The 24604-nt window shown below is 64.6% G+C and carries 21 protein-coding genes; 9 read left to right on the top strand and 12 right to left on the bottom strand.

Annotated features, from left to right (window positions below):
- Positions 1-3: 3 nt before the first annotated feature.
- Genes aptA through FHS79_RS05145 form a run of 3 tightly spaced genes read right to left on the bottom strand, consistent with a single transcriptional unit; the run spans position 4 to position 2389 of the window.
- Positions 4-1320 carry an omega-aminotransferase AptA gene (gene aptA / locus FHS79_RS05155; protein ID WP_184196407.1) on the bottom strand — a complete coding sequence of 439 codons (1317 nt, stop codon included), beginning with the start codon at positions 1318-1320 and terminating at the stop codon, positions 4-6.
- The gene (locus tag FHS79_RS05150; RefSeq protein WP_184196404.1) at positions 1320-1799 is read right to left on the bottom strand and encodes a glutathione peroxidase; all 480 of its coding nucleotides are present in this window, start codon (positions 1797-1799) and stop codon (positions 1320-1322) included. The genes aptA and FHS79_RS05150 overlap by 1 nt, the downstream gene beginning before the upstream one ends.
- A complete protein-coding gene (locus FHS79_RS05145; protein ID WP_184196401.1) occupies positions 1796-2389 on the bottom strand; it encodes a thymidine kinase in 594 nt (197 codons plus the stop codon). The genes FHS79_RS05150 and FHS79_RS05145 overlap by 4 nt, the downstream gene beginning before the upstream one ends.
- 51 nt (positions 2390-2440) lie before the next feature.
- Between FHS79_RS05145 and FHS79_RS05140 the strand changes: the two genes are divergently transcribed.
- The 3 genes from FHS79_RS05140 (at position 2441) to FHS79_RS05130 (ending at position 6540) form a co-directional block, all read left to right on the top strand.
- Complete coding sequence (locus tag FHS79_RS05140; protein WP_184196398.1) at positions 2441-2977, top strand: GNAT family N-acetyltransferase; 537 nt, start codon at positions 2441-2443, stop codon at positions 2975-2977.
- Between the two features lie 258 nt (positions 2978-3235).
- Entirely contained in the window at positions 3236-5965 is a 2730-nt protein-coding gene (locus FHS79_RS05135; RefSeq protein WP_184196395.1) for a TonB-dependent receptor plug domain-containing protein, read from the top strand.
- Between the two features lie 89 nt (positions 5966-6054).
- A complete protein-coding gene (locus FHS79_RS05130; protein WP_184196392.1) occupies positions 6055-6540 on the top strand; it encodes a Rid family hydrolase in 486 nt (161 codons plus the stop codon).
- A 39-nt stretch (positions 6541-6579) separates the two neighbouring features.
- Here FHS79_RS05130 and FHS79_RS05125 read toward each other — a convergent pair whose 3' ends face one another.
- The 3 genes from FHS79_RS05125 to FHS79_RS05115 all read right to left on the bottom strand — a co-directional run bounded on the left by FHS79_RS05125 (position 6580) and on the right by FHS79_RS05115 (position 8786).
- A complete protein-coding gene (locus tag FHS79_RS05125; protein WP_184196388.1) occupies positions 6580-6951 on the bottom strand; it encodes a DUF423 domain-containing protein in 372 nt (123 codons plus the stop codon).
- Between the two features lie 44 nt (positions 6952-6995).
- A complete protein-coding gene (locus tag FHS79_RS05120) occupies positions 6996-7541 on the bottom strand; it encodes a PEPxxWA-CTERM sorting domain-containing protein (protein ID WP_243452670.1) in 546 nt (181 codons plus the stop codon).
- 99 nt (positions 7542-7640) lie between these two features.
- Positions 7641-8786 (bottom strand): acyl-CoA dehydrogenase family protein, encoded by a 1146-nt coding sequence (locus FHS79_RS05115; protein ID WP_184196386.1) that lies wholly within the window; start codon positions 8784-8786, stop codon positions 7641-7643.
- A 61-nt stretch (positions 8787-8847) separates the two neighbouring features.
- Here FHS79_RS05115 and FHS79_RS05110 point away from each other — a divergent pair, with 61 nt between their 5' ends.
- Positions 8848-10335, top strand: coding sequence for an AMP nucleosidase (locus tag FHS79_RS05110; RefSeq protein WP_184196383.1), 1488 nt, complete (start codon positions 8848-8850; stop codon positions 10333-10335).
- 146 nt (positions 10336-10481) lie between these two features.
- On the opposite strand, the gene FHS79_RS05105 is transcribed toward FHS79_RS05110, so the two are convergent.
- The 5 genes from FHS79_RS05105 to FHS79_RS05085 all read right to left on the bottom strand — a co-directional run bounded on the left by FHS79_RS05105 (position 10482) and on the right by FHS79_RS05085 (position 16242).
- Positions 10482-11381 carry an SGNH/GDSL hydrolase family protein gene (locus FHS79_RS05105; RefSeq protein ID WP_184196380.1) on the bottom strand — a complete coding sequence of 300 codons (900 nt, stop codon included), beginning with the start codon at positions 11379-11381 and terminating at the stop codon, positions 10482-10484.
- Complete coding sequence (locus tag FHS79_RS05100) at positions 11381-12397, bottom strand: hypothetical protein (RefSeq protein WP_184196377.1); 1017 nt, start codon at positions 12395-12397, stop codon at positions 11381-11383. The genes FHS79_RS05105 and FHS79_RS05100 overlap by 1 nt, the downstream gene beginning before the upstream one ends.
- A 24-nt stretch (positions 12398-12421) precedes the next feature.
- Positions 12422-13978, bottom strand: a complete 1557-nt coding sequence (locus FHS79_RS05095) for an MBOAT family O-acyltransferase (protein WP_184196374.1) — start codon at positions 13976-13978, stop codon at positions 12422-12424.
- Positions 13979-14058: 80 nt separating this feature from the next.
- Positions 14059-15975, bottom strand: coding sequence for an HAD-IIIC family phosphatase (locus FHS79_RS05090; protein ID WP_184196371.1), 1917 nt, complete (start codon positions 15973-15975; stop codon positions 14059-14061).
- Positions 15976-15999: 24 nt separating this feature from the next.
- Positions 16000-16242: an acyl carrier protein gene (locus tag FHS79_RS05085; protein ID WP_184196368.1), complete on the bottom strand. Its 243-nt coding sequence runs from the start codon at positions 16240-16242 to the stop codon at positions 16000-16002.
- Between the two features lie 209 nt (positions 16243-16451).
- On the opposite strand from FHS79_RS05085, the gene FHS79_RS05080 reads away from it, so the two are divergent.
- From FHS79_RS05080 to FHS79_RS05070, 3 genes are all read left to right on the top strand, one after another.
- Complete coding sequence (locus FHS79_RS05080; RefSeq protein WP_184196365.1) at positions 16452-17339, top strand: ABC transporter ATP-binding protein; 888 nt, start codon at positions 16452-16454, stop codon at positions 17337-17339.
- Positions 17339-20932, top strand: coding sequence for an ABC transporter permease/M1 family aminopeptidase (locus FHS79_RS05075; protein WP_184196362.1), 3594 nt, complete (start codon positions 17339-17341; stop codon positions 20930-20932). Before FHS79_RS05080 ends, FHS79_RS05075 begins: the two co-directional genes overlap by 1 nt.
- A gap of 301 nt (positions 20933-21233) precedes the next feature.
- Positions 21234-21911, top strand: a complete 678-nt coding sequence (locus tag FHS79_RS05070) for an AAA family ATPase (protein ID WP_184196359.1) — start codon at positions 21234-21236, stop codon at positions 21909-21911.
- On the opposite strand, the gene FHS79_RS05065 is transcribed toward FHS79_RS05070, so the two are convergent.
- Positions 21889-22670 (bottom strand): IS5 family transposase gene (locus FHS79_RS05065; RefSeq protein ID WP_243452669.1). Its coding sequence is split into 2 segments (ribosomal slippage): positions 21889-22331 and positions 22331-22670, totalling 783 coding nucleotides; the frame shifts between segments, so codons are not numbered across the junction. The two genes, FHS79_RS05070 and FHS79_RS05065, sit on opposite strands and share 23 nt — an antisense overlap.
- Before the next feature lie 98 nt (positions 22671-22768).
- Between FHS79_RS05065 and FHS79_RS05060 the strand changes: the two genes are divergently transcribed.
- Positions 22769-23167 carry a hypothetical protein gene (locus FHS79_RS05060; RefSeq protein ID WP_184196356.1) on the top strand — a complete coding sequence of 133 codons (399 nt, stop codon included), beginning with the start codon at positions 22769-22771 and terminating at the stop codon, positions 23165-23167.
- Between the two features lie 37 nt (positions 23168-23204).
- Complete coding sequence (locus tag FHS79_RS05055; RefSeq protein ID WP_207792227.1) at positions 23205-24554, top strand: ATP-dependent nuclease; 1350 nt, start codon at positions 23205-23207, stop codon at positions 24552-24554.
- The last annotated feature ends 50 nt before the right edge of the window (positions 24555-24604 follow it).

Below are 24604 nucleotides of genomic sequence, written 5' to 3'. Positions count from 1 at the left end.
ATTTCAGTCGAGGAGCGCCAGCCCCCGCGCCACATGCTCCACCATCGCGCCGATCTCGTCCTCGCTGATGATCAGCGGCGGCGAAAGCGCGATGATATCCCCCGTCGCCCGCGCCAGCAGGCCCTTGTCGAACAGATGGCGGAACAGCAATTGCCCGCGTACCCCCGGTGAGCCCGGTCGCGGCGCCAGCTCGATCCCCGCCACCAGCCCAAGCGTGCGGATGTCGGTCACATGCGCGTGCCCCGCTAGGCTGTGCAGCGCCGCTTCCCAGGCCGGCGCCAGCGCTGCTGCGCGCGCGAACAGCCCCTCGTCACGATACACATCGAGCGTCGCGATCGACGCCGCGCACGCCAGCGGATGCGCCGAATAGGTATAGCCATGGAACAGCTCGATCCCCGGCGCATCCCCCGCCGCATCGATCAGCCCGTCATAAATGCCGCGCGCGCACGCCACCGCCCCCATCGGCACCGCGCCATTGGTGATACCCTTGGCGAGCGTGATCATGTCCGGCGTCACCCCGAAGGCTTCCGCCGCGGTCGCCGCCCCCAGCCGCCCGAAGCCGGTGATCACCTCGTCGAAGATCAGCAATATCCCGTGCCGTGTGCAGATCTCGCGCAGCCGCTCCAGATAGCCGAGCGGCGGCACCAGCACCCCCGTCGAGCCCGCCAGCGGCTCCACGATCACCGCGGCAATCGTGTCCGCCCCGTGCAGCGCCACCAGTCCCTCGAGCGCATCCGCCCGCTCGGCGCCATGCAACGGCTGGCCATGCGAAAACGCATTGCGCAGCGGATCATGCGTGCTCGGCAGATGGTCCACGCCCGGCAGCCCCGGCCCGAAGGCACGGCGGTTGGGCATGATCCCCCCCACCGACAGCCCGCCGAAGCCGGTGCCATGGTATCCCCGCTCGCGCCCGATCAGCCGCGTCCGGCTGCCCTCGCCGCGCGCCCGGTGATACGCCAGCGCGATCTTCAGCGCCGTATCCACCGCTTCCGATCCCGAATTGGCAAAGAAGATGCGGTCCAGCCCCGGCGGCATCAGCGCCCCCACCCGCGACGCCACCTCGAAAGCCAGCGGATGCGCCAGCTGAAAGGTCGGCGCAAAGTCCATCTCCGCCGCCTGCGCCTGGATCGCCGCCACGATCCCCGGCCGCCCATGCCCGGCATTGACGCACCACAGCCCGGCGGTGCCATCGAGCAGCTGCCGGCCCTCGGGCGTCCAGTAATGCATCCCCTCGGCGCGCGCGAGCAGCCGCGGGTTCGCCTTGAAATAGCGATTGTCGGTAAACGGCAGCCAGAGCGAGTCCAGGTCGTTGGTCCGCATCAGAGCAGCGCCGCAATCCGCGCATCGAGCTGCTCGGGCGTCGTCGTCGGCGCAAAGCGCTCGATCACCCGGCCATCACGCCCCACCAAAAACTTGGTGAAATTCCACTTGATCGCCTCCGAACCGAGCAGCCCGGGGGCCGCCTTCTTCAGCGCCTTCCACAATGGATGCGCAGCCTCGCCGTTCACCTCCACCTTGGCGAACATCGGAAAATCCACATCGAACTTCGTCGAACAGAAGCTGGCGATTTCCGCCTCGTCCCCCGGCTCCTGCGCCCCGAACTGGTTGCACGGGAAGCCGAGCACCGCAAAGCCCTTGTCCCGATACTTCGCGTGCAGCGCCTCCAGCCCCGCATATTGCGGCGTGAAACCACATTTCGAAGCCGTGTTGACGACCAGCAGCACCTCGCCCGCCCATTCGGCCAGCGTCGTCTCACGGCCATCGATCGTCTTCAGCGGGTGGGCGGAAAGGTCGGTCATTCATTCGTCTCCGTCAGGTTCAAAGCTGCGCTGAAATGGCGCCGGCACAGTGCCACATAGCGCTCGTTGCCGCCAATCTCGGTCTGCGCGCCCTCCGCCACCGCGCGCCCTCGCGCATCGATGCGCAAATTCATGATCGCCTTGCGGCCGCACGCGCACACCGCCTTGATCTCGGAAAGAACATCGGCAATCGCCAGCAACCCCTGCGACCCCTCGAACAGCCGCCCCCGAAAGTCCGTCCGCAGCCCATAGGCGAGCACCGGAATCCCCAGCTCATCGGCAATCCGCGCCGCCTGCCACACCTGTGCCGCGCCCAGGAACTGCGCCTCGTCGATCAGCACGCAATGCACCGTTCCCGCCGCATGCTCGGCCGCCACCACCGCAAACAGGTCGGTCCGCGCCCCGAACGGCGTCGCCGCCGCCTCAATGCCGATCCTCGATGCAATCACCCCCGCCCCCGCCCGGTCGTCGATCCCGGCGGTGAACAGCATCGTGTGCATGCCGCGCTCGCGGTAATTGAAGCTCGCCTGCAGCAGCATCGTGGATTTGCCGGCATTCATCGAGGCATAGTAGAAATAGAGCTTCGCCATGCCGGCTTGTCGGCGGGCGGACCGCAGCAGTCAACGGGGGGCGTCAACAGCATGGAACCAGTCATCATCCGCGCGGCAATCGCCGCCGAAGTGCCCGCCCTCGAAGCCCTTATCGCCGCCTCGGCCCGCGCGCTGGGCCCGCCCTTCTACACGGCTGCAGAAACCGAAGCCGCCATCACCCATGTCTTCGGCGTCGATTCGGAGCTGGTCGCCGACGGCAGCTACCTCGTCGCGACACGGGCCGGCGCCCTCGCCGGCTGCGGCGGCTGGAGCCGGCGCACAACACTGTTCGGCGGCGATCGCTACGCCGCCCGCGAATCGGGGCTGCTCGATCCCGCCACCGACGCCGCGCGCATCCGCGCCTTCTTCGTCGCCCCCGGCTTCGCCCGCCAGGGTGTCGGCGACGCCCTGCTGCGCGCCTGCGAACACGCCGCTGCATCGCATGGCTTCACCCGCACCGCCCTGATGGCAACCCTCCCCGGCGAGCCCTTCTACGCCGCCCGCGGCTATGTCCCGAGCGCGCCGGTCACCCTCGATCTCGGCGGCACACCGGTCCGTTTCGTGCCGATGGACAAGCCGCTTGCATAATCGCCTGTTGCCGGATTGTCACAATTCGTGACTGAATCGAACCTCAAGCGGCCCATGGCTTGCAATAATCCACCAATTACTCCCTGATTGTAGGACAGGCGTGACGGCTTGTGGCGGCATCAGACCGCCCCACCGTCAACAAGGGTTTGCCTGGGGGAAGGGAAAAAGTTGCTGTCAGTGTCATTCGGCACGGCAGTTGAGTTGGTGCACACGGGCTCGCCCGTGTGAACTTTTGTGTTTTCCATTGAGGGGCCAAAGATGACCGAACCGAAATTCCTGACAATCCAGACTGCAGCAATCCGCGGCGCCTCGCTCGCGGCGCTCGCAGTGGCAACCCTTATGGCCGCGCCGTCCGCCGCCGTTGCCCAGACCGTCGACACCGCACAGGCCGCACCCGACGATGCCGGCGCGCAGATCATCGTCACCGGCACCCGCCGCACCGATCGCACCGTCGCCGAATCCGCCGTGCCGATCGACGTTTTCACTGCAGACGATTTCAAGGCCCAGCCATCGCCGCAACTCGGCAACATCCTCAAGACGCTCATCCCCTCCTTCAACCAGAACCGCAACCTGCTCGGCGATGCTTCGGCCTTCGTGCGTCCGCCCAACCTTCGCGGCCTGCCCGCCGACCAGATCCTCGTCCTGATCAACGGCAAGCGCATGCACCGCTCCGCCCTCGTCAACGTGACCGGAGACGCGCTCAACGTCGGTTCGCAGGGCCCAGATCTGTCACAGATCTCCTCGCCTGCCGTGTCGCGCATCGAAGTGCTGCGCGATGGCGCCGCCGCCCAATATGGCTCGGATGCCATCGCCGGCGTCATCAACATCGGCCTCAGCCGTGCAGACAATGGCTACACCGTCGCTGCCCGCTACGGCCAGACCTATGAAGGCGATGGCGAGGATCTGCAGGTCACTGCCAACGCCGGCTTCAAGCTCGGCGAGGGCTTCATCAACGTCACCGGCGAATTCATCGATCAGCGCGTGTGGGACCGTTCGGTTGCCCGTCCGGAAATCGCACCCCTCGTCGCCGCCGGCATCACGCCGAAATACGCCACTGGCAACCGCCTCGGCCAGCCCGAGAACCGCGCCTATCGTTTCGTCCTCAACTCGGCGATCCCGGTCGGTGACGGCGAAGTCTATCTGTTCGGCAACTATGGCTGGCAGCGCCAGGGCAACGACTTCAACTATCGCCGCCCGCGCGGCGTCGTGGCGCCGGACATCCCGCTGCGCACCGGCACCGGCGTGCTCGGCAAGTCGATCTCCACGCCAGCCTATCTCGATCGCATCGGCACCGATCCGGTCAGCGGCCGCCCGATCTGGGATGCCGAAGGCCGCACCTTCGACGATGTCTCGGTCTTCCCCAACGGCTTCGTGCCCTTCTTCGAAGGCGTCAACGAAGACATGTCGATCACCGGCGGCTACAAGGGCGAGACCAGCTGGGGCCTCAAGTTCGATGCCTCGGGCAGCTATGGCCGCAACCAGATCCGCTATTACATGAGCGAAACCCTCAACCCGTCGCTCGGGCCGGATTCGCCCACCGATTTCTATCTCGGCAAGCTCGTCCAGACCGAATACAACGGCAACCTCGACTTCACCTACGAAACCGATGTCGGCTTCGCCAAGCCGCTGTTCATCGCGGCCGGTTTCGAGTTCCGTCGTGAAGCCTATGAAGTCGGCCTCGGCGACCGTGCGTCGTGGGAGCCGGGCATCTATGGCTCGCAGCTCGTGGAGCGCAACGACCTCACCCGCTTCAACGTCACCAAGCCGGTCGGCGCCAACGGCTTTCCCGGCTTCGGTCCGGATTCGGTCGTCGAAGGTGGCCGCAACAGCTACTCGGCCTATCTCGACTTCGAAGCCGATCCCGTCGAAAACCTGTCGATCGGCATCGCCGGCCGCTATGATTACTTCAACGATTTCGGCAGCACCTTCAACGGCAAGTTCACGGCGCGCTACGCCTTCACCGATGCCATCGCCATCCGCGGTGCCGCTTCGACCGGCTTCCGCGCCCCAACGCCGGGCCAGCAGTTCACCCAGAACGTCCAGACCGCCTTCCCGCAGGGCAGCCCGGTGCCGGTGGCCGTCGCCACCGCGCGGCCGGATTCGGCACTCGCGGGCTTTTATGGCGCGGTGCCTCTCACACCGGAAAAGTCGACCAGCTTCTCGGGCGGCTTTGTTGTCACCCCGGGTGGTGGCTTCAACCTGACGGCGGATTACTACAACATCCGCGTTCGGGACAGAATCGGGACAACCAGCAACGTCAACGTCACAGCCGCCGATCAGGTTTTGCTGGCTGCCGCCGGCGTGCCCAACGCATTCGATCTCGGACAGGTGAACTATTTCACCAACGGCTTCCGCACCAGGACACAGGGCGTGGACATCGTGCTGACGCATCGTACCAACAACGATCTCGGCAGTTTCAACACCAGCCTCGCCGTCAACTGGAACCAGACCAAGGTCACCGGGCGTGAAAACATAGCGCTTTCGACGCTGCGCCCGACCGACACCCGCGTGCTGGCGCTCATCGACAACACCCGGCTGGGCAACATCGAGGATTCCAACCCCCGGTGGCGCGCCGTTCTCTCCGAGAACTTCACCGCCGGCATCTTCGACCTGACTGCTCGCCTCAATTACTTCAGCAAGTTCACCACCTACTTCACCCCGGTGAACCCGCCCGCAGGCAGCACGCCAGCACAGGTCGCCGCCTTCCGCCAGCTTTACCCGGCCGCCAATCCGGCCGGCAACGTCGGGGAATGGGGCAAGGAGTTCGGCGCCGAAGTCAGCCTCGATCTCGAAGCCGGCCTCACCTTTGCTGAAAACTATCGCTTCGCCATCGGTGCCGAGAACATCTTCAACAACTATCCGGATGTCGAAACCCGCAACGCCTTCCCGTCGACCGGCGGCCAGGGCAACGGCTCGCTCTATCCGGGCTCTGCGCCGCTCGGCCAGATGGGCGGCTTCTATTATGCCCGCGTGCAGGTGAAGTTCTAGGCCCTTCGCCCGCAACACGGCTTGCACAACCGGGCGGCAGGGCTATCCTGCCGCCCGACTTGTTTTCACCACAAGAGAGGGGACCATCCATGAACAAATTCGCCATCGGCCTGCTTGCTTACGGCGCCGCACTCGGCCTCGCCGCACTTCCCGCCGCCGCTTCCGCCCAAAATGTCGAGAAGATCGGCACCGCCGGCGGCCGCATCCTCTCCGGTGCCAAGGTCAAGGCAAGCGCAGAAACCCTGTACCTGTCGGGCAACCTCGCCTCCCCCGCCACCCAGGGCGGCAGCGACTATGGGGACACCAAGGCCCAGACCGTCAGCACGCTCAACAAGATCAAGGGCCTGCTCGAAGCCCAGGGCTACAAGATGGCAGATATCGTCCGCATGGATGCCTTTCTCGTCGCCGCCCCGGGCATGGACGGCAAGATGGATTTCGCAGGCTTCAACGCCGGCTTCGCCGAGTTCTTCGGCACGTCCGAAAACCCCACCACCGTCACCCGCACCACGATGCAGGTCACAGCCCTTGCCGCTCCGCAGTTCCTTGTAGAGCTCACCGTCATCGCCGCAAAATAAGCCGCGCGTTGCCGGGGGATACAACGCCCCCGGCAACACTCATTCCTTGGGCAGCCGGTGCCCCATGAACGCCGCCAGCACCACGCCGAACCAGCTGAACATCATCAGCGTACCCCCGATCGGCGCAAACGCCGCAATCCAGCGCGGTGCCCCAAGAGCAAGCGCATAGAGATTGCCGGCGAAGATCAGGCTGCCCAGCGCCAGCCCCCAGGCGCATCGCCGCACCAGCAGATTGTCCTGCCACGCCAGCAGCGCGAACACCGCCGCCACATGCGGCAACTGGAAGATGACCCCGGTCATGATCCACTCGCGCGCCTGCACATCCTTGATGCCATGCGCTGCAAACGTCCCCACCGTCAGGCAGAGAATGGCATTGAAAGCGGCGATTGCCGGCAGGACCGAGGGTTTCATCCCCCGTTGATGCCCGCTCGGCCCCGCCGGCGCAACCGCCGCACTCAGGCGGCGGTCACTGCCCGCCGGCGGCGCATCGACGCGCCCACCAGCCCGAAGCCGGCAATCATCAGCGCCCAGCTGCCCGGCTCGGGCAACGCCCCCACCGTCAATTTTCCGCGCCCCAACAGTCCGTCCGAGCTGTAGACATAAAAGCCGTAGCCATCCCCGGCGAGCACCGAGAAATCGACGGTCCCGACCTGGAACACGCCGCGCGGGCCATCATTGTCCGAAAGCTGGGTCCGCTGATCGTTGATGAAGTAACCCGCCGGGTCGAACGCCGGCCCGCCACTGTCGACGCTGCCGTAACGGAACACCGTCGAAATCGAAAAGTCGGTCAACGCGACGAATTCATAGGTCGCATAGCTGGCGGCTCCGTTGTCCGAGCCGATGATCCGGAACGTCGAGGCATTCAGAAATTCGAGCGATCCATCGCCTTCGCCGCCACCTTCATCGGTGTTGTAGAAGATCGGCTCCACGGCCATCGCGGAAACGGGGGTCACCAACGCCATTGCTGCGCCGAGCACGCATGCCTTGAAATTGCCTGCCATGATCATGCCCCATGTTCGAAAGAACTTCGAAGCAAGAAATTATCGTTGGCAACAGTTTACGGCAACGGCCCGCATTGCATGAAAGTGCAAAACGTCCGTTCAATTGGCGCCGCGAAGCAATTCCCGCGCCGTGATCACGCGCATGATTTCATTCGTGCCTTCCAGAATCTGGTGCACCCGCAAATCACGGAAGATGCGCTCCACCGGATAATCCATCAGATAGCCATAGCCACCGTGCAGCTGCAGCGCCCGGTCGGCCACGCTCATCCCCGTATCGGTCGCCAGCCGCTTCGCCATCGCGGCAAAGCGCGTCTTGTCGGGCGCCCCGCTGCTCACCTTCTCGGCCGCCATGTAGAGAAGCGCGCGCGCTGCCTCCAGCTCGGTCGCCATGTCGGCCAGCTTGAACTGCGTCGCCTGGAAATCGGCAATCGCCTTGCCGAACTGCTGCCGCCCACGCGTATAGGCAATCGCCTCGTCGAGAGCGCGCTGCCCGCCGCCCAGCGAGCAGGCCCCGATGTTCAGCCGACCGCCGTCGAGCCCCGCCATCGCAATCGCAAAGCCCTGCCCCTCATCCCCGATCCGATTGGTCACCGGCACTCGCACGCCATCGAAGTTCACCTGTGCGGTCGGTTGCGAATGCCACCCCAGCTTGCGCTCGGGCGCCCCGAACGAAACCCCGGCCATGTCCTTCTCGATCACCAGCGCCGAAATGCCGCGTGGCCCATCCTCGCCGGTGCGCACCATCGTCACATAAAGATCATTCACCCCGGCCCCCGAAATGAACGCCTTGCTGCCGGTCACCACATACGCATCGCCCTCGCGCACCGCCCGCGTGCGAAGTGCCGCCGCATCCGATCCCGATCCCGGCTCGGTCAGGCAATAGCTGCTGATCGTCTCCATCGTCACCAGCGATGGCAAATACTTCGCCCGAAGCGCTGCATCACCGAAACAGTCGATCATCCACGCCGCCATGTTGTGGATCGAGATGAAAGCCGAGGTGCTGGCGCAGCCATAGGCCATCGCCTCCATGATCAGCGCCGCCTCCAGCCGCCCCAGCCCGATGCCGCCGCTCGATTCGCGCACATAGATCGACCCGAAGCCGAGCCCCGCCGCCGCCCGGATCGTGTCCAGCGGAAACAGATGCTTCTCGTCCCATTCGGCCGCATGCGGCGTGATCGCGTCCGCCGTGAAGCGCCGCGCCACCTCCTGGATCGCCAGCTGGTCTTCGGTAAGGGCAAATTGCATCGGAGCTCTCCTGAACCGCTGCCCTAGCCTATCGCGCCCGGATAAGGCAAAGGGCTGCGGCATGTCGGACCAAACCCCAGAACCCGCCCCCACCCCGGAAACACTCACCCCGGAGCGCCTTGTCGATCAACTCGTGGCGATCCACGCCGCCGCCACCGCCGCCCTGCGCGCCGCCCTGGCCGACTTCATCGAGACCGGCACCCCGCCCGATCCCGCCGCCCGCGTGCGCGGCGACTGGGCCTATCCCGAGCTGCGCATCAGCACCCGCGGCGCCGACGGCGCCAGGCCGGCGCAGCCCCGCCCGGTGCGCGCCTTCGCCCGCATCAACCGCCCCGGCCTCTACGCCAGCACCATCACCCGCCCGGCGATGTTCCGCGATTACCTCATCGAGCAGCTCAGCCTGCTGATGGCCGATTACGACATCGACGTCGAAACCGGCCGCTCCACCGTCGAAATCCCCTATCCCTATGTCCTCGACGGCGCCGATCTCAAGCTCGATACCGTCGCCGCGACAGCGCTCGCCCGCTTCTTCCCCACCACCGATCTCGCCCAGATCGGCGACGAGCTGGCAGACGGGCTATGGGATCCCCGCCTCTCCGATGCCAGCCCGCTCGCGCTCTTCGATGGCCCGCGCACCGATTTCAGCCTCGCCCGCCTCAAGCACTATACCGGCACCGCGCCCGAAGATTTCCAGCGCTACATCCTGCTCACCAACTATCACCGCTATGTCGACGAGTTCGTGCGCTGGGCCGGCGGCGAGCTCGCCAATGGCACCTATTCGCGCCTCGCCGCCCCCGGAGGCCATGATATCCTCGCCGCCAGCAGCGCCGAGGAGCTCGCCGCCAGCGATTCCGCCTGGCGCCGCTTCCAGATGCCCGCCTGGCACCTCATCGGCCCGAACGGCAACGGCATTACCCTCGTCAACATCGGCGTCGGCCCCGCCAACGCCAAGACGATCTGCGATCACCTTGCCGTGCTCCGCCCCGAAGCCTGGCTGATGATCGGCCATTGCGGCGGCCTGCGCCCCTCGCAGCGCATCGGCGATTATGTCCTCGCCCACGCCTATCTCCGCGATGATCATGTCCTCGATGACGTGCTGCCGCCGGAAATCCCCATTCCCGCCCTCTCCGAAGTCCAGAAAGCGCTGCAGACCGCCGCCGAATCCGTCACCGGCGCCGAAGGCGGCGCCCTCAAGCCGCGCCTGCGCACCGGCACCGTCGTCACCACCGACGATCGCAACTGGGAGCTGCGCTTCAGCCGCTCCGCACTCCGCTTCAACCAGTCCCGCGCCGTCGCCGTGGACATGGAAAGCGCCACCATTGCTGCCCAGGGCTATCGCTTCCGCGTCCCCTACGGCACCCTCCTCTGCGTCTCCGACAAGCCCCTCCACGGCGAGATCAAGCTCCCCGGCCAGGCCAACCGCTTCTACGAAGGCGCCATCTCCGAACACCTCCACATCGGCATCGAAGCCGTGCGCCTCCTGATGCAGGAAGGCCCCGAACTCCACTCCCGCAAACTCCGCGCCTTCGACGAGCCGCCGTTCCGGTAAAGTGAGGCCTCCGGCGGCTGGGGCCTCGGGCCCCAGACCCCAATTGCTGGTCATCGCCAGGTCCGGCAGCATCAATGCGGGCGCAGGCCCCAAAACGGGGTCTGGGGCCTGAGGCCCCAGCCGCCGGAGGCCCTTGTGCTTCACCTCTACCCCGCCGCCAGCAGATCCCGCGCCACTTCGGCATTGATCGCATCGCGCCCGGCGGCGTTGAAATGGCAGCCATCCCAGCGGTAGCGCCCATCGAGGGTATCGGTGTTCAGCCCCGCCACGATCCGCGGGTTCGCATCGGCAATCGCCTGTTGCACGGCACGCAGCGGCGGCACCCCGGCCAGGTTGCGCGGGCTCGAGCACAGCGTCGTCTGGAACAGGTAGAGCTTCGCCCGCGGTGCGGCCGCAAGCAGGTCGCGCGTCAGCTGCCCCAGCTCGCGCTCGAAGCGTTCGGGCGAAATCCCGGTGGAAGCATCGGTCTCGCCCTGGTGCCACAAGATCCAGCCCGGCTCGAACCCGAGCTGCCGCGCCGCCGCAACCCGCCCCGCCAGATTGTCCCAATAGCCCGAGCGCCGGTCGAGCCAGTCCGCCACCTGGAAGCCGCCGATGCCGCCGTTGATGAACAGCACCGGCCGCCCGGTGGCCGCATGCAGCCGCCGGCCAAGGTCGGGCCACAGGCTGCCGCGCTTGCCCGAAGCACCGGCCATCGGGTCCGCCGCCACAAAGCATTTGCCGGCGTCGAACACGAACAGCTGCTCCCCCGGGTCGGAGGCGGTGCGCCCCTCCACCGAATTGCCGGAATTGGACTGTCCCCCCGTCACGATCGTCAGCGTCACCGCCGGGTCGGGGCACGCCACCGCGGCCCCGCTCGCCTTCGCCACCTTGCGCACATCATACCAGAATTTCGGCAGCCCCAGCGTCTCGCGCACCCCACGGCGGACGTCGCGCATCGCCTGCTGCATGCCCCCCGGCGTCGTCGCGGCCAGCGCCGCAAGCCCGATCGCCGCCACCACCAGCATTGCCAGCAGCACGAGCAGGATGCGCCGCACCGCCCGCATCAACCAGCCTTGCAGCCCAGCTCCCCGGCAATCCGGTCCGCCAGCCACGCCTGCACCTGCGCCTGCGGCTTGCGCCCCAGATGCGCCGTGTCGATATAATTCGCCGGATCCCCCGAAACCCCGGGCACGGACCAGACCGGCGCCACGCCCTCGAGCCAATCGCGGTCGAGCGGCGCCGCAGGGCCCTTGTAGAAGGGGAAGAACAGGATGGCGAAGCGCGCCCCCGAGGCTCGCGCCCGGTCATGCACCGCACGCACATAATGGCGTGACACCCCGAATTCGAGCGGGGCGATGCTGCCGCCGAACAGCGGCGGCGTCAGCCCGGCCAGCCGCCGTGCCGAGTCCGCGTCGAGCAGCGCTGCATGCTCCTGCGGTGTCATGTCGGCCCGCGGCAGTCGGTAGTTGTCCAGAATATCGGCGGGCTCGATCCGGATCGTCGTGCCGGCATAATTTTCGGGGATGAAGCTGCCGGTGTAGCCAAACGCCGTCGGCGCCAGCGTGGCGGCCGCCAGCTGCACCTGCCGCACCGGCAGGCGGATCAGGTTGGACGGCAGGTTGCGATTGATCAGCAACGGGCTGCCCAGCACTTCCGAGGTTCGCGCCAGGTCGGCAAAGGCCTGGTGCCCGTCGCGCGGCAGCCGCTCCACCGTGTCGAACACCACCAGCCGCGGCCGCTTGGTCTCCAGCAGCTCGTCGAGCAGCGTCAGCCTGATGTCCATGCCCGAGGCCGGCAGCGCGAAATTGGCCACCTTGATCGGCCGGCCGCAGCGCGCCGCCAGCGCCTCTTCCAGCAGCGGCGGCACCACCGCCGCCCCGCTGCGCGACGAGCCGAGCACCACCACATCGATCGGAGCCACATCATGGTGGATACGATCATAGATCCACGTCAGCCGCCCGAAGATCGTTCCCTTGAACGATTGGTAGCGGATGTACGGATCGTGCGGAAACGCCGCCAGCGCCGCATAGCCGGCCAGGATGCTGGCCAGCATCACCAGGACAAAGGGGGCAAGACGCATCGGCCGGCTCAAGCAAACATCCCGTCAGAAGTTGAAATAGATGAATTCGGACTGGCCGCGCAGGATGAACACCGTCCCCAGCATCAGCACAAGCCCGGTCGCGACCGCCCACACGAGCGTCGGCCGCCACGTCAGGCTGATCACCGGCGGCGCCACGCGCTTCCACACATCCCATTCCAGCACCGGCCGATACCGCGTCATCAACTGCTGGGTGTTGGGGAAGAAGGCGATGAGCGCCATGCCGATCACGATCAGCACCAGCGGCTTCGAAAACACCTCCGCCAGCGACATCGGCACGAAATCGCCAAGGCTCGCCAGCTGGTCGAGCCGCAGCATCCCGCCCCACACCGCAAGCGCGGAGCCCACGCCCTCGGCGCGGAACATCACATTGGCAAACAGCACCGCAAGCAGCGTGATCACATAATAAAGCACCACGTCACCACGCCCCGGCGGCGCCTTGCGTCGTGCCTTGCGCCGATACTGCCGCCAGAATTCGTTCACCGCCACATACACGCCGTGCATCATCCCCCACAGCACGAAGGTCCAGGCCGCCCCGTGCCAGAGCCCGCTGATGATGAAGGAGAGCATCGTCGGCAGCACCGTGGCGAGCGCAAAGCCCTGCCACTTGCCCAGCCCCCACTGCGCCGCCAGCCGGGCGAGCGGCAGCACGATCGGCTGGAAGATATACGCCACGATGAAGCGCTGCAGCGTCATGTGCCAGCGCCGCCAATAGTCGATGATCGACCCGGCGCGCAGCGGCGAGTGGAAGTTCATCGGCAGGATGATGCCGAACATCCGCGCCAGCCCCACCGCCATGTCGGAATAGCCCGAAAAATCGAAATAGAGCTGGATGGTGTAGCAGAACACCGCCGTCCAGCCATCGACGAGCCCGATGTCAGCGCCGATCCGCGCCGCGGTGAAGATCGGTGTGGAGAAGCCGGCCGCCGTGTCGGCAATCACCGTCTTCTTGAACAGCCCGATCGCGAAGATCACCAGCCCCACCATGATGTTGGCGCTGGCAAAGCGCCCCGCCGCCCGTCCGAAGAACTGCGGCATCATCTCGCGGTAATGCACGATCGGCCCGGCGATGAGCTGCGGGAAGAAGATGACGAAGGTCGCATAGCGCGCCAGGCTCGTCGTCTTCACATCGCCGCGCGCGACATCGACGAGAAACGCCACCTGCTGCAGCGTGTAGAAGGAGATCGCCAGCGGCAGGATGATCTTGTGCAGCGTCCAGTCGGTGTCGGCGACGCTGTTGGTGATGTCGAGGAAGAAGTTGGCGTATTTGTAGTAGATCAACAGCCCCACATTCACCGCGACGCCAAGATACAGCGCCGCACTCGCCGCCGACGGCCGAACCGGCCGCAGTCGCTCGATCTGCCTGGCGAGCGCATGGTTGCCCACCATCGAAAGCACCAGCAGCGCCACATAGGGCGGGTTCCACACCGCATAGAAAATCAGGCTGGCGCCCACCAGCCAGGCATAGATCCAGTCCCGCTTGCCGAAGTGGAGCAGCAGGTAGAACCCCGCCAGCGTCACCGGCAGGAACAGCAGCAAGAACTGGAGCGAGTTGAACAGCATTGCGCCGGATCGTCAGAACAGCGCGCGGCGGCAGGCAGAAGCCCCGCGCACACCACCCGCAAAACTGCTGCACACAGCCCTCACGCAGCAAAGCTCCGGTCGCCGCTCAGCGCCATCGGCAGCTTCGGCTGCACATGGTCCGCCAGTTCCAGCACCCAGCGCGTGCCGCCGCCTTCGAGTGCGCCGGCCGCCTTGAACCCCAGCTTCTCGTAGTGCCGTTCGACCATCGCGTTCTTCGGGCTCGGCAGCCATTCGCCCACCAGCCGCACAGCCCCTGCGCCGCGCGCACCTTGCACCAGGCTCGCCAGCACTGCCTCCTCGACCCGCCGCCCCAGCACCCGGCAGCTCATCAGCCAGGTGTCGATCAGCCACTCGTCCCCCGCAGCCTTGGCGATCACCACCGAAATCATGCCATTGTCCCCGAACCGATCGACCAGCCGCACCTGCAGGTCGAACACCTGATCGTCGGCCTCTGCCACCGCCACCTCGGCCTCGGTGTAGCGCCGCGTCGTCAGGTTGAACTGGTTGGACTTGTTGATGAGCTGCGCAATCCGCGCCCGCCCGATCGCATCGAAGCGCGAAAGCTCGCACGCCATGTCGAGCGAGGCCAGATAATCGTCATAATCGCCGATCTGCTGCAGCGCCACGCTGCGCTCGGCATTGGCGCGATACTGCTCGGCACGCTTCAGGTCATCGTCCGAAAGCGCCACCGCATCGAACCAGCCCGATCCCATCACCATCATCGGATAGAGCGACGGGTCGGCCGGCACTTCGGGCACCGCCACCTGCGGCAGCATCTGCCGCACCCGCGCCCGTTCGGCGGGATTGTCATCGAGGAACAGCAGGGCATCGACGCCGATGTTCAGCGTCGTCGCCACATGCGCGATGTTGGTCGCCTTGTCATTCCAGTTGGCGATGAACACCGCAATGTCCGCCTCGCGCAGCAGCATCTCGGGGTGTTTCTGGAACGGCAGCCGCGCTGCCGCCTCCTCGTTCTTGGAAACCACCGCCAGCACCACCCCGCGCGCCTTCAGGTCGAGCGCCATCGCCTGCACCGCCAGATGCGCCTCGCCGTCGGACGATCCCTGTCCGAGCTTGATCCCCTCCAGCCCGTCATCGCCGATGATCCCGCCCCACAGCGTGTTGTCGAGGTCGAGCACCAGGCACTTGCGTGCCTTGCCGCGCGCCGCGCCCAGCAGCCGCGCCACATGGTCCGCCCACAGCGGCACCGCATCGAGCGCAAACGGAATCTTCGAGCGGTTCCACAAGCCGTCATCGAACCAGCGGCCATGCCCGGCAAGGGCGGCCACCCGCGCCGCATCGAACAGCAGCGCGCCACGCGCCTGCGCAAGGGCCGCCAGCCGCACATTGAACGCCGCCACCATCGCCGCGGGCGATCCGGGAGCCAGCGCATCGAAGCTGCCCATCCAGCTTCCGGCGGGCACCGGCACCGTCGCCAGCACCGGCGTGATCTTTAGGCCCGCCAACCCACCGACAATCGCCTCGATCCGTGCCAGCGCCCCCGCCACCGCGTCTTCGGCCGCCCCCGCATCCACATGCGGCCGCCCCAGCCCCAGGCTGCGGAAATCCGATGCCACCAGCGCCATCTGCGCGCCGCTGGCGCTAAGGTCGCTTCCGGGCCGCGTCGCTTCCGCCAGCGCCTGTCCATAGGGCGCCACCCAGCAGTCGATCAGCAAGCCGTGCCGCAGCCCCGAGCCGCGGATCGCCGGAGCGAGATGATCGGCGGTGCCATCGAGCAGAAGCGCGAGTTTGAGCGGCGTCAGCGTCCCCGCCTCGATCCGCGACCGCCCCTTGTCGAGCAATTTCGCCACGCTCGTCAGCTGGTCGAGGTCGAGCGCATGACCCGCAAGCCCCGTCAGCGCCTGCGCCGCAATGGCCTCGGCGCTGCCGGCAAGCGCCCGCACCTGCCCCCGCACGTCATCGGGTGCCGGCAACAGCCACGGCAAGCCCAGCGGATCGGTGGTGGGGGAATGCATCGGCGAGGCCCCTCGTTCGTGCGATCAGCCGGCGCGCGCCACAAGTGCGCGCACCAGATCGCCGACGCACGAAAAACCCTCGATATCGGCATTGGAGAAGCGCGTGCCGAACGCCCGCTCGACCGCCACCACCAGCCGGATGTTGGACAGGCTGTCCCACTCCTCGAAATCCTTGGCGGTCGACTCCATGCCGATCTCGGGGTCATCGATGTCCATCACATCGGCAAAGACGTCGCGGAACTTCGCCAGAACCTGTGTCTCGTCCATCAATCTGCTCCATAGCCCGCCCGATCATCGCCCGCCGATCAAGCCCGTGCCGCCTAGCATGGAAGCGCCGCGGGATGAAAGGTGTTCGCGGCACTGCACAATCGCTTCGGTGCATTTCCTGCGACAGGCGGTCACCGGCTGCGGGGACTTGACGGGCGACCGCATCAAGTGTTCTGCTACGCCAATACACTTCTTCACAGGAGTCCGGGGTGCTCGAACTTGTCGACGTCAGCCATGTCTATCCCAACGGCACCCGCGCCCTCGACGGCGTGACCCTCTCCATCCCCAAGGGCATGTACGGCCTGCTCGGCCCCAATGGCGCCGGCAAATCGACCCTGATGCGCACCATCGCCACGCTGCAGACGCCCAGCAGCGGCACCATCCGCTTCGGCGATATCGACATCATCGCCGAGCCTGCGCGGCTGCGCGAACGCCTCGGCTATCTGCCGCAGGATTTCGGCGTCTATCCGCGTGTCAGCGCCTATGCGATGCTCGATCACATGGCCGTCCTCAAGGGCATCGCATCGGCGTCCGATCGCAGGGCCACCGTCGAGACGCTGCTGGTCCAGGTCAACCTCTGGAGCGTCCGCAACAAGGCCATCGCCGGCTTTTCGGGCGGCATGCGCCAGCGCTTCGGCATCGCCCAGGCGCTCATCGGCAACCCCGAGCTCATCATCGTCGACGAGCCCACCGCCGGCCTCGACCCCGAGGAGCGAAACCGCTTCCTCAACCTGCTCGCCGAAATCGGGGAGAATGTCGTCATCATCCTCTCCACCCATATCGTCGATGACGTGGCGGATCTCTGCCCGCGCATGGCCGTCCTCGCCGATGGCCGCATCCAGCTCGAAGGGGCGCCGCAGGATCTCATCACCCGCGCCCGCGGCACCGTCTGGGCACGCACCATCGACCGGTCCGACATGGCCGAGATGGCCGAGCGCCACATCATCATCAGCACCCGCCTCTTCGCCGGCCGCACCGTCATCCATGTCCTCTCGGATGCGCACCCCGGCGCCGGCTTCGAGGCGGTGGAAGGCGGCCTCGAAGACGTGTATTTCGCCACCCTCGCCGGCAGCCGTGCAGCCCTGAAGGCCGCCTGATGTTCGCCAGCATCGCCGCCTTCGAGCTGCGCTACCAGTTCCGCAATCCGGTCTTCTGGGTCGTCGGCATCCTGTTCTTCCTGCTCACCTTCGGCGCCACCACGCTCGAGGAAATCTCCATCGGCGGCGGCGGCAATGTGAAGGTCAACAGCCCCTTCGCCATCGCCCAGGTGCATCTGGTGCTGTCGATCTTCTTCATGTTCGTCACCACCGCCTTCGTCGCCAATGTCATCGTTCGCGATGACGAGAGCGGCTTCGGCCCGATGGTGCGCTCCACCCGCGTGTCCCGCTTCGATTATCTCATCGGCCGCTTCACGGGTGCGAGCATCGCTGCGGCCGTCGCCTTCCTCGCCGTGCCGCTCGCCATCGTCCTCGGCTCCTTCATGCCCTGGGTCGATTCCGAAACCGTCGGACCCAACCGCCTCGCCGATTATGCCTATGCCTATGGCGTGCTCGCCCTCCCCAACGTCTTCCTCACCGCCAGCATCTTCTTCGCCGTCGCCACGCTCACCCGCTCGATGCTCTATTCCTATCTCGGCGTCGTCGTGTTCCTCATCGCCTATCTCGTCCTCGTCGGCGTGCTGCAATCCAGGCCCGAGCTGCGCGAGCTCGCCGCCATCGTCGAGCCCTTCGGCTTCGCAGCCTTCGGCAACGCCACCCGCTACTGGACCGCCACTGAGCAGAACAGCCTCACCCCGCCCATCGACGGCAGCCTGCTCGCCAACCGCGCGCTCTGGTTCGGCATCGCCCTTGCCGCCATCGGCCTCGCGCTCGCCCGCTTCCGCTTCGGCGAGCGCGGCCTCTCCAGACGCGCCGCCGCCAAGGCCGCGAAAAAAGAGGCAAAACTCGCCGCCGTCGCCCCCGTCACCGTCGCCACCCTGCCCGCCACCCAAAGCACCGGCACTGCCTGGGCCCGGCTGTCGGCGCGCACCCGCTTCGAAATGCAGATGCTGTTCCGCAGCCCCGCCTTCATCGTCCTCATTCTCGCCGGCCTCTTCAATGCCGGCGGTGCGCTCTGGTTCGCCAACGAGATCTACGGCACCCCCTCGCGCCCCGCCACCTTCGCGCTCGTCGAAACCCTGTTCGGCAGCTTCGGCATCATCCCCATCATCATTGCCATCTACTATTCCGGCGAGCTCGTCTGGCGCGATCGCGAGCGCAAGTTCCACGAGATCATCGATTCCACCCCGCTCCCCGGCTGGGCCTATCTCGTCCCCAAGGTCATCGCCGTCGCCGGCGTCCTCATGGCCACCCTCGCCGCCGGCATGGTCGCCGCCATCATCATCCAGCTCATCCGCGGCTCGGCCGCCATCGATTTCGGCCAATGGCTGCTCTGGTACCTCCTCCCCGGCACCGTCGACATGCTGCTCCTCGCCGTCCTCGCCGTGTTCGTGCAGGCGCTCAGCCCCAACAAATATGTCGGCTGGGCATTGATGGTGCTCTACGTCGTCGCCACCATCACCCTCGCCAACCTCGGCTTCGAACACCCGCTCTACCTTTACGGCGAAACCGGCCGCGTCCGCTTTTCCGACATGAACGGGGATCAGCTCGGCGGCCCCGCCGCCTGGTGGCTCCGCCTCTACTGGGGTGCCGTCGCCCTGCTCCTCGCCGTCGCCGCGCATCTCCTCTGGCGCCGCGGCACCGAAGTCCGCCTTGCCCCCCGCCTCCGCCGCCTGCCCTCGGGCCTGATGGGCACCCCCGGCCTCATCGCCGGTGCCGGCCTGCTCGTCGCCATCGCCAGCGGCAGCTTCATCTACTGGAACACCAACATCCTCAACACCTACCGCACCGAAGACGATTTCGAGCTGCTGCAGGCCGATCTCGAAAAATCCTACCTCAAATACGAGAACCTCGCCCAACCCGTCACCACCAACATAAAGCTCGCCATCGATCTCTTCCCCGCCGAACGCCGCCTCGAAGCCCGCGGCCAGATGCTCCTGAGCAACCCCGGCACCGCCCCCATCACCGATCTCCACCTCCGCATCACCGATCCGCGCATCGAGCTTCTGGCACTCGATATCCCCGGCGCCACCCGCACCCTCGAAGACAAGCGCCTCGGCTATCACATCTTCCGCCTGGCCACCCCGCTGGCGCCGGGCGCCACCCTCCCCATCAGCTTCCGCACCCGCCGCTGGCAGCAGGGCTTCACCGCCAACGGCGATGATTCCGGCCTCGTCGCCAACGGCAGCTTCGTCAACAACGTGGATTTCGCTCCCCTCATCGGCATGGGCCGTTCGGGCCTGCTGCAAGACCGGGTGAAGCGCCGCAAATATGGCCTCCCCGCCGAGCTTCGCCCCCCCAGGCTCGAAGACCTGTCCGCCACCCGCCGCAGCTACATCGGCTTCGCCGATTGGGTCTCCGCCGAAATCACCCTCTCCACCGATGCCGGCCAGGTCCCCCTGGCCCCCGGCGTGCGCACGTCCGACGTCACCAGCGGCGGCCGCCGCACCGCCACCTTCGTCTCCAAGGGCCCGATCCTCAGCTTCTTCTCGGTCCAGTCCGCCGACTATGTAGAGAAGACGGCGCAAGCCGATGGCGTCAAGCTCAGCGTCTTCCACGATGCCCGCCACGGCTGGAACGCCGATCGCATGCTCGCCGCCATGAAGGCCTCGCTCGGCTATTACCGCACCAACTTCGGCCCCTACCAGTTCGATCACGCCCGCGTTGTCGAGTTCCCCGGCTACGCCAGCTTCGCCCAGGCCTTCGCCGGCACCATGCCCTATTCCGAAGGCATCGGCTTCCTCGCCGACAATGGCGACGAAGACTCGATCGACTATGTCACCTACGTGACCGCCCACGAAGTCGCCCACCAATATTGGGCGCACCAGCTGCTCGGCGCAGACATGCAGGGCGGCACCCTGCTCTCGGAAACCCTCGCCCAATACAGCGCCCTCATGGTGATGAAGCAGCTCTACGGGCCGGACAAGATCCGCCGCTTCCTCAAATACGAGCTCGACAACTACCTCCGCTCGCGCGGCAGCGAAGCCATCGAGGAGCTGCCGCTGAACCGCGTCGAAAACCAGGGCTACATCCACTACCGCAAGGGCGCGGTCGTCATGTACCTCCTCGCCGATCGGCTGGGGGAGGACCGCGTCAACGCCCTCCTCGCCCGCCTGCTCGATGAGCACCGCTTCAAGGGCGCCCCCTACCCCCGCTCCACCATCCTGGTCGACGGCCTGAAAGCCCTCGCTCGCACCCCCTCCGAACGCCAGCTCGTGTCCGACCTCATGGAGCGCATCACCATCTTCGACCTCAAGGCCACCGACGCCACCACCCGCAAGCTGCCCAACAACACCTACGAAACCCGCATCACCATCGAAGCCACCAAGGCCCACGCCGACGGCCAGGGCAAGGAAACCCCCGCCCCCCTTTCAGACATCATCGACATCGGCCTCTTCACCAAACGCCCCGGCCAGGGCGCCTTCGGCAAGACCGACGTTCTCCTCATGGAACGCCACCCCATCCGCGCCGGCAAACAGGAGCTCCGCATCATCACCCCCAAACCCCCCACCTTCGCCGGCATCGACCCCTATAACAAATACGTCGACCGCAACTCGGACGACAATGTGGTGGAAGTGACGGGGGGGGTGTAGGCAGGGTCTGAAAGGTCATTGGAGCCGGGGCTGAAGCAAATGCTTCAATGTCCGAAATTGGAACTTTTCTGCCATTACAGGCGGTCTCATTGAACGGCGGCTTAGGGCAGGAGTGACCAATAAATACTTAAAAAAGCAGCACTGTTAAGGCAATCTCCCAAAGCGCTTACCCCGAAATACATCTTTCATGAAGGCACGCGTTTTGCGTTCTTGATTTGTACAGCAATGCAGTTCAATCTGTTATCGTTGGTTAAGGCGAGATTCCGTTGCTCTACGCCTTGCTGTCAGGAGAGCCGAGACCGTGAAGCTGATCACCGCGCACGCCACTAACTATCGTAACATCTTGGACTCGAACGTTGTGGAGATCGACCAATCAACTTGCCTAGTAGGCAAAAACGAGGCCGGAAAATCGGCCTTTTTGAAAGCGCTGGAAGGTCTGCGGTCGACTGATCCCAGCTTCACTCAATACAATAAGATCACCAATTATCCGCGTAAGAATCTCGCTGAGTATGTCAACATTCACGACGGAAATGAGGCCGTGGTCATGACCGCGACCTGGGAACTCGAGCCAGCAGACGTGACGGCGGTCGAAGCCGAGCTCGGCACCGACGTCATTCAGGCGAACACCTTCGAAGTGTCCAAGAGCTACGAGGAAACGGCGGCCACGTGGACCCTTACGATCAATGAGGCCAAGGTTTTAGCGAATCTTATCTCAAGGTCCGAACTTGGCGCCGACGACAAAGCGGTGCTGAGTGAGGCGCGGACCACATTGAAAGCCTATGAGGCACTGGAAGGGTTAGCCACACGAACGCCGGCGCAGGACGCGCTGTTCGCGCTTATTGGGGACTTCCGCGATCGTGACGCCACGCTGCGCGCGATAGACATTCTCTCGAAACGAATGCCAAAATTTATGTACTTTTCGCACTGGGACCGCATGAGCGGTGAAGTCTCCCTCACTAGGCGGCGTGGACAAATTTGAGCCAGTATCTGGCAGTGGCGAGATGGACCATGCCGAGGAAGCTGTTGGCGAGTTGATCGTAGCGGGTCGCGATGGCGCGGTTGATCTTGAGATGACCGAACATGCGTTCGATGCGGTTGCGCTGCTTGTAGAGCGCTCGGTCATATTCAATTTTCACGCGGCGGTTTGACCGACCAGGAATGACAGCCTTGATCTTCCGTTGGGCAAGGTCGGCACGGATTGCATCAGCATCGTAGCCCTTGTCAGCAAGCAGGGCGACCGGTTCGCGCTCGGGCAAGCCGATCAGGGCGTCATATGCTTTGCAGTCTGCCGCCTCGCCGACCGTCAGGAGGAACGCGAGCGGTCGTCCTCTGGCATCAGCCAGACAGTGAAGCTTACTGGTGAACCCGCCCCGCGAGCGGCCAAGTGCGCGTCGATGAGCCCCCCTTTTCCGCCCGCTGCCGAGACGTGGGCGCGAACCGTGGTGCTGTCGATGCTGTAGTGGCCGCTGTCCGCCATGATCTCGGCCAGCGTGACCGAAACGGCCTCCCAGACCCCAGCCTCGCTCCAGCGCCTAAACCGCCGGTAGATCGTGTTCCAGTTGCCGTATTTGGGAGGCACGTCGCGCCACGGGGCACCGCACCGAAGCCGCCAGAGTATGCCGTTGATGATCAAACGATTCTGTTCCGGAGGTCTGCCCCGACCCCGGTTCTTGCGCTCGATCGGCAGCAAATCGTTCAAGATGCGCCATTCTGCTTCGGTGAGATCTCCCCGGCTCAAGCCTGCCTCCAAAAGACAGCCTTGAATCAATCAGCAGACACCCCGTCAATCCCGCTCATGCATTGCGAACTCCGCGCCGTTGCGGCAGTCTCAAGCGAATGAGCAAGGCTATGGCGAAACACGACCGGATGGAGTTGCGCAAAGCCCTCGGCAACCGCGTTATCCAGCTGCCTTATGTGCGGCCCTATCTTGCAGGCCCTGATTACCTCATCGCTCACGCGTGTTTCGCCTGCCAAAAATCTTGGAAACGCACAGGCAGTACCGAGCATGGCTGCCCAGAATGCGGAAAGCCCCTCGCGTTGATGGGGCGTACCTTTCGTACCCCAAAGAAACGTGAAAACGAGCAATGGGAAAAGCTTCGTAAGCTGTGGGAGGCAGGGTTTCGGTTCTGGAGTTACAGGAGCTTCCCAGAGGCCGAAGCATACCCTGACGACCTTAGAGAAGTAGATGCATGGATCGCGCGCAATCCCAAACATCCTATGCGGCTCAAACCCTGATCTTGCAGCTTGCGACCACCTGATCTCCCCAGCTAATTTGTCCACGCCGCCTAAGCTGGATGCCGACAAGCGAAACGGCATTGAGATGGCAAACGGCGACCGCGTATTCCTCGACTTTCTTGAATATGCCGGGACAACGCTTGAAGAACTCGTCGCTACCACCCAGTTTGAGGAGCTCAACGCCAAGTGCGAGGCAGCCGCGTTGAGGATAACCAATCAGATATTTGACTACTGGTCACAAAACGAAGAACTCAAAATTAAGGTTGTTCTTTCTGAGGGAAAGTCTGGTGACCCGGCACCTTTCAATGCTGGTCCAGTAGCACGAGCACGTGTAGAGAACAATCTCCGCGGCGTGACAGTACCATTTTCAGAGCGGTCGGCAGGATTTATTTGGTTTTTCTCTTTCCTAGTCAAATTTGCGCAGATCAAGAGAACGCACGGTAACGTTATACTGCTGCTCGATGAACCCGGCCTCACCCTCCATGGTACAGCTCAACTCGATCTGCTGCGTTATTTCTCCGAGCAGATTGCCCCGAATCACCAATTGATCTGGACGACGCACTCGCCGTTCATGGTACCACCTGACAACTTGGCTTGTGTCCGCACCGTCGAGGACGTGGTCGTTAGGGATGCACGAGATCGGAAAAAGTCTATCGGAACCAAGATTCGCTCCGACGTCCTAACAACGGATCCTCAAACAAACTTCCCGATCTTCGGCGCAATGGGCTTCGAGGTCAGCCAGACGCTCGTTATTGGAAAAAATACACTTCTCGTCGAGGGACCTAGCGACATCTTGTATCTTCAAGCCGCATCGGCGGTCCTAAAGGCTGCCGGCCGAAAACATCTGGCACCTCAATGGGCGATTTGTCCGTCAGGTGGCATCGATAAGATATTGCCTTTTGTCCGTTTATTTTATGGCAACAAGCTGAATGTTGCCGTCCTCACCGACTTTGAGCGCGGTCAAAAGCGCAAACTGGATGAGCTTTATAAGTCTAGCCTACTAGCTCAGGAGCGGATCATCCTTGCGACGGAAATCGCGGGCAAGGAAGAGGCTGATATTGAAGATTTCTTTGAACCAGAAGTGTTCGTCGAACTTGTAAACAGGACCTACGCCCTTTCCGATACGCACCGAATGACGATTGAATCACTGGATGCTGCCGACACAACAACACAGCGTTTGGTCAAAAAGGCGGAAGCTTTCTTCAGGGTCCTTCCGCCCGAGGCGCCAGAATTCAGTCATTTCGATCCGTCACTCTATCTCCTTCAAAACCCAGATATTTTGACAGCGAAAAGCGGTCCCGTTGCGAAAACTTTGGACCGGTTCGAAGCGGCATTTGAGCGTATCGCCAACTTTGATTTGCGGGACCCAAATCCAGCCCGAAGGTAAATTTGTTCGTGCGGATTAAGTTCACGTACTCCGTCCCGTCCATTTCGATA

It is taken from the genome of Polymorphobacter multimanifer (genome assembly GCF_014205635.1).
GTDB classification, from domain to species: Bacteria; Pseudomonadota; Alphaproteobacteria; order Sphingomonadales; family Sphingomonadaceae; genus Sandarakinorhabdus; species Sandarakinorhabdus multimanifer.
Note: the sequence above shows the minus strand (reverse complement) of the source record. Positions and strands in the feature narration are given on the sequence as shown.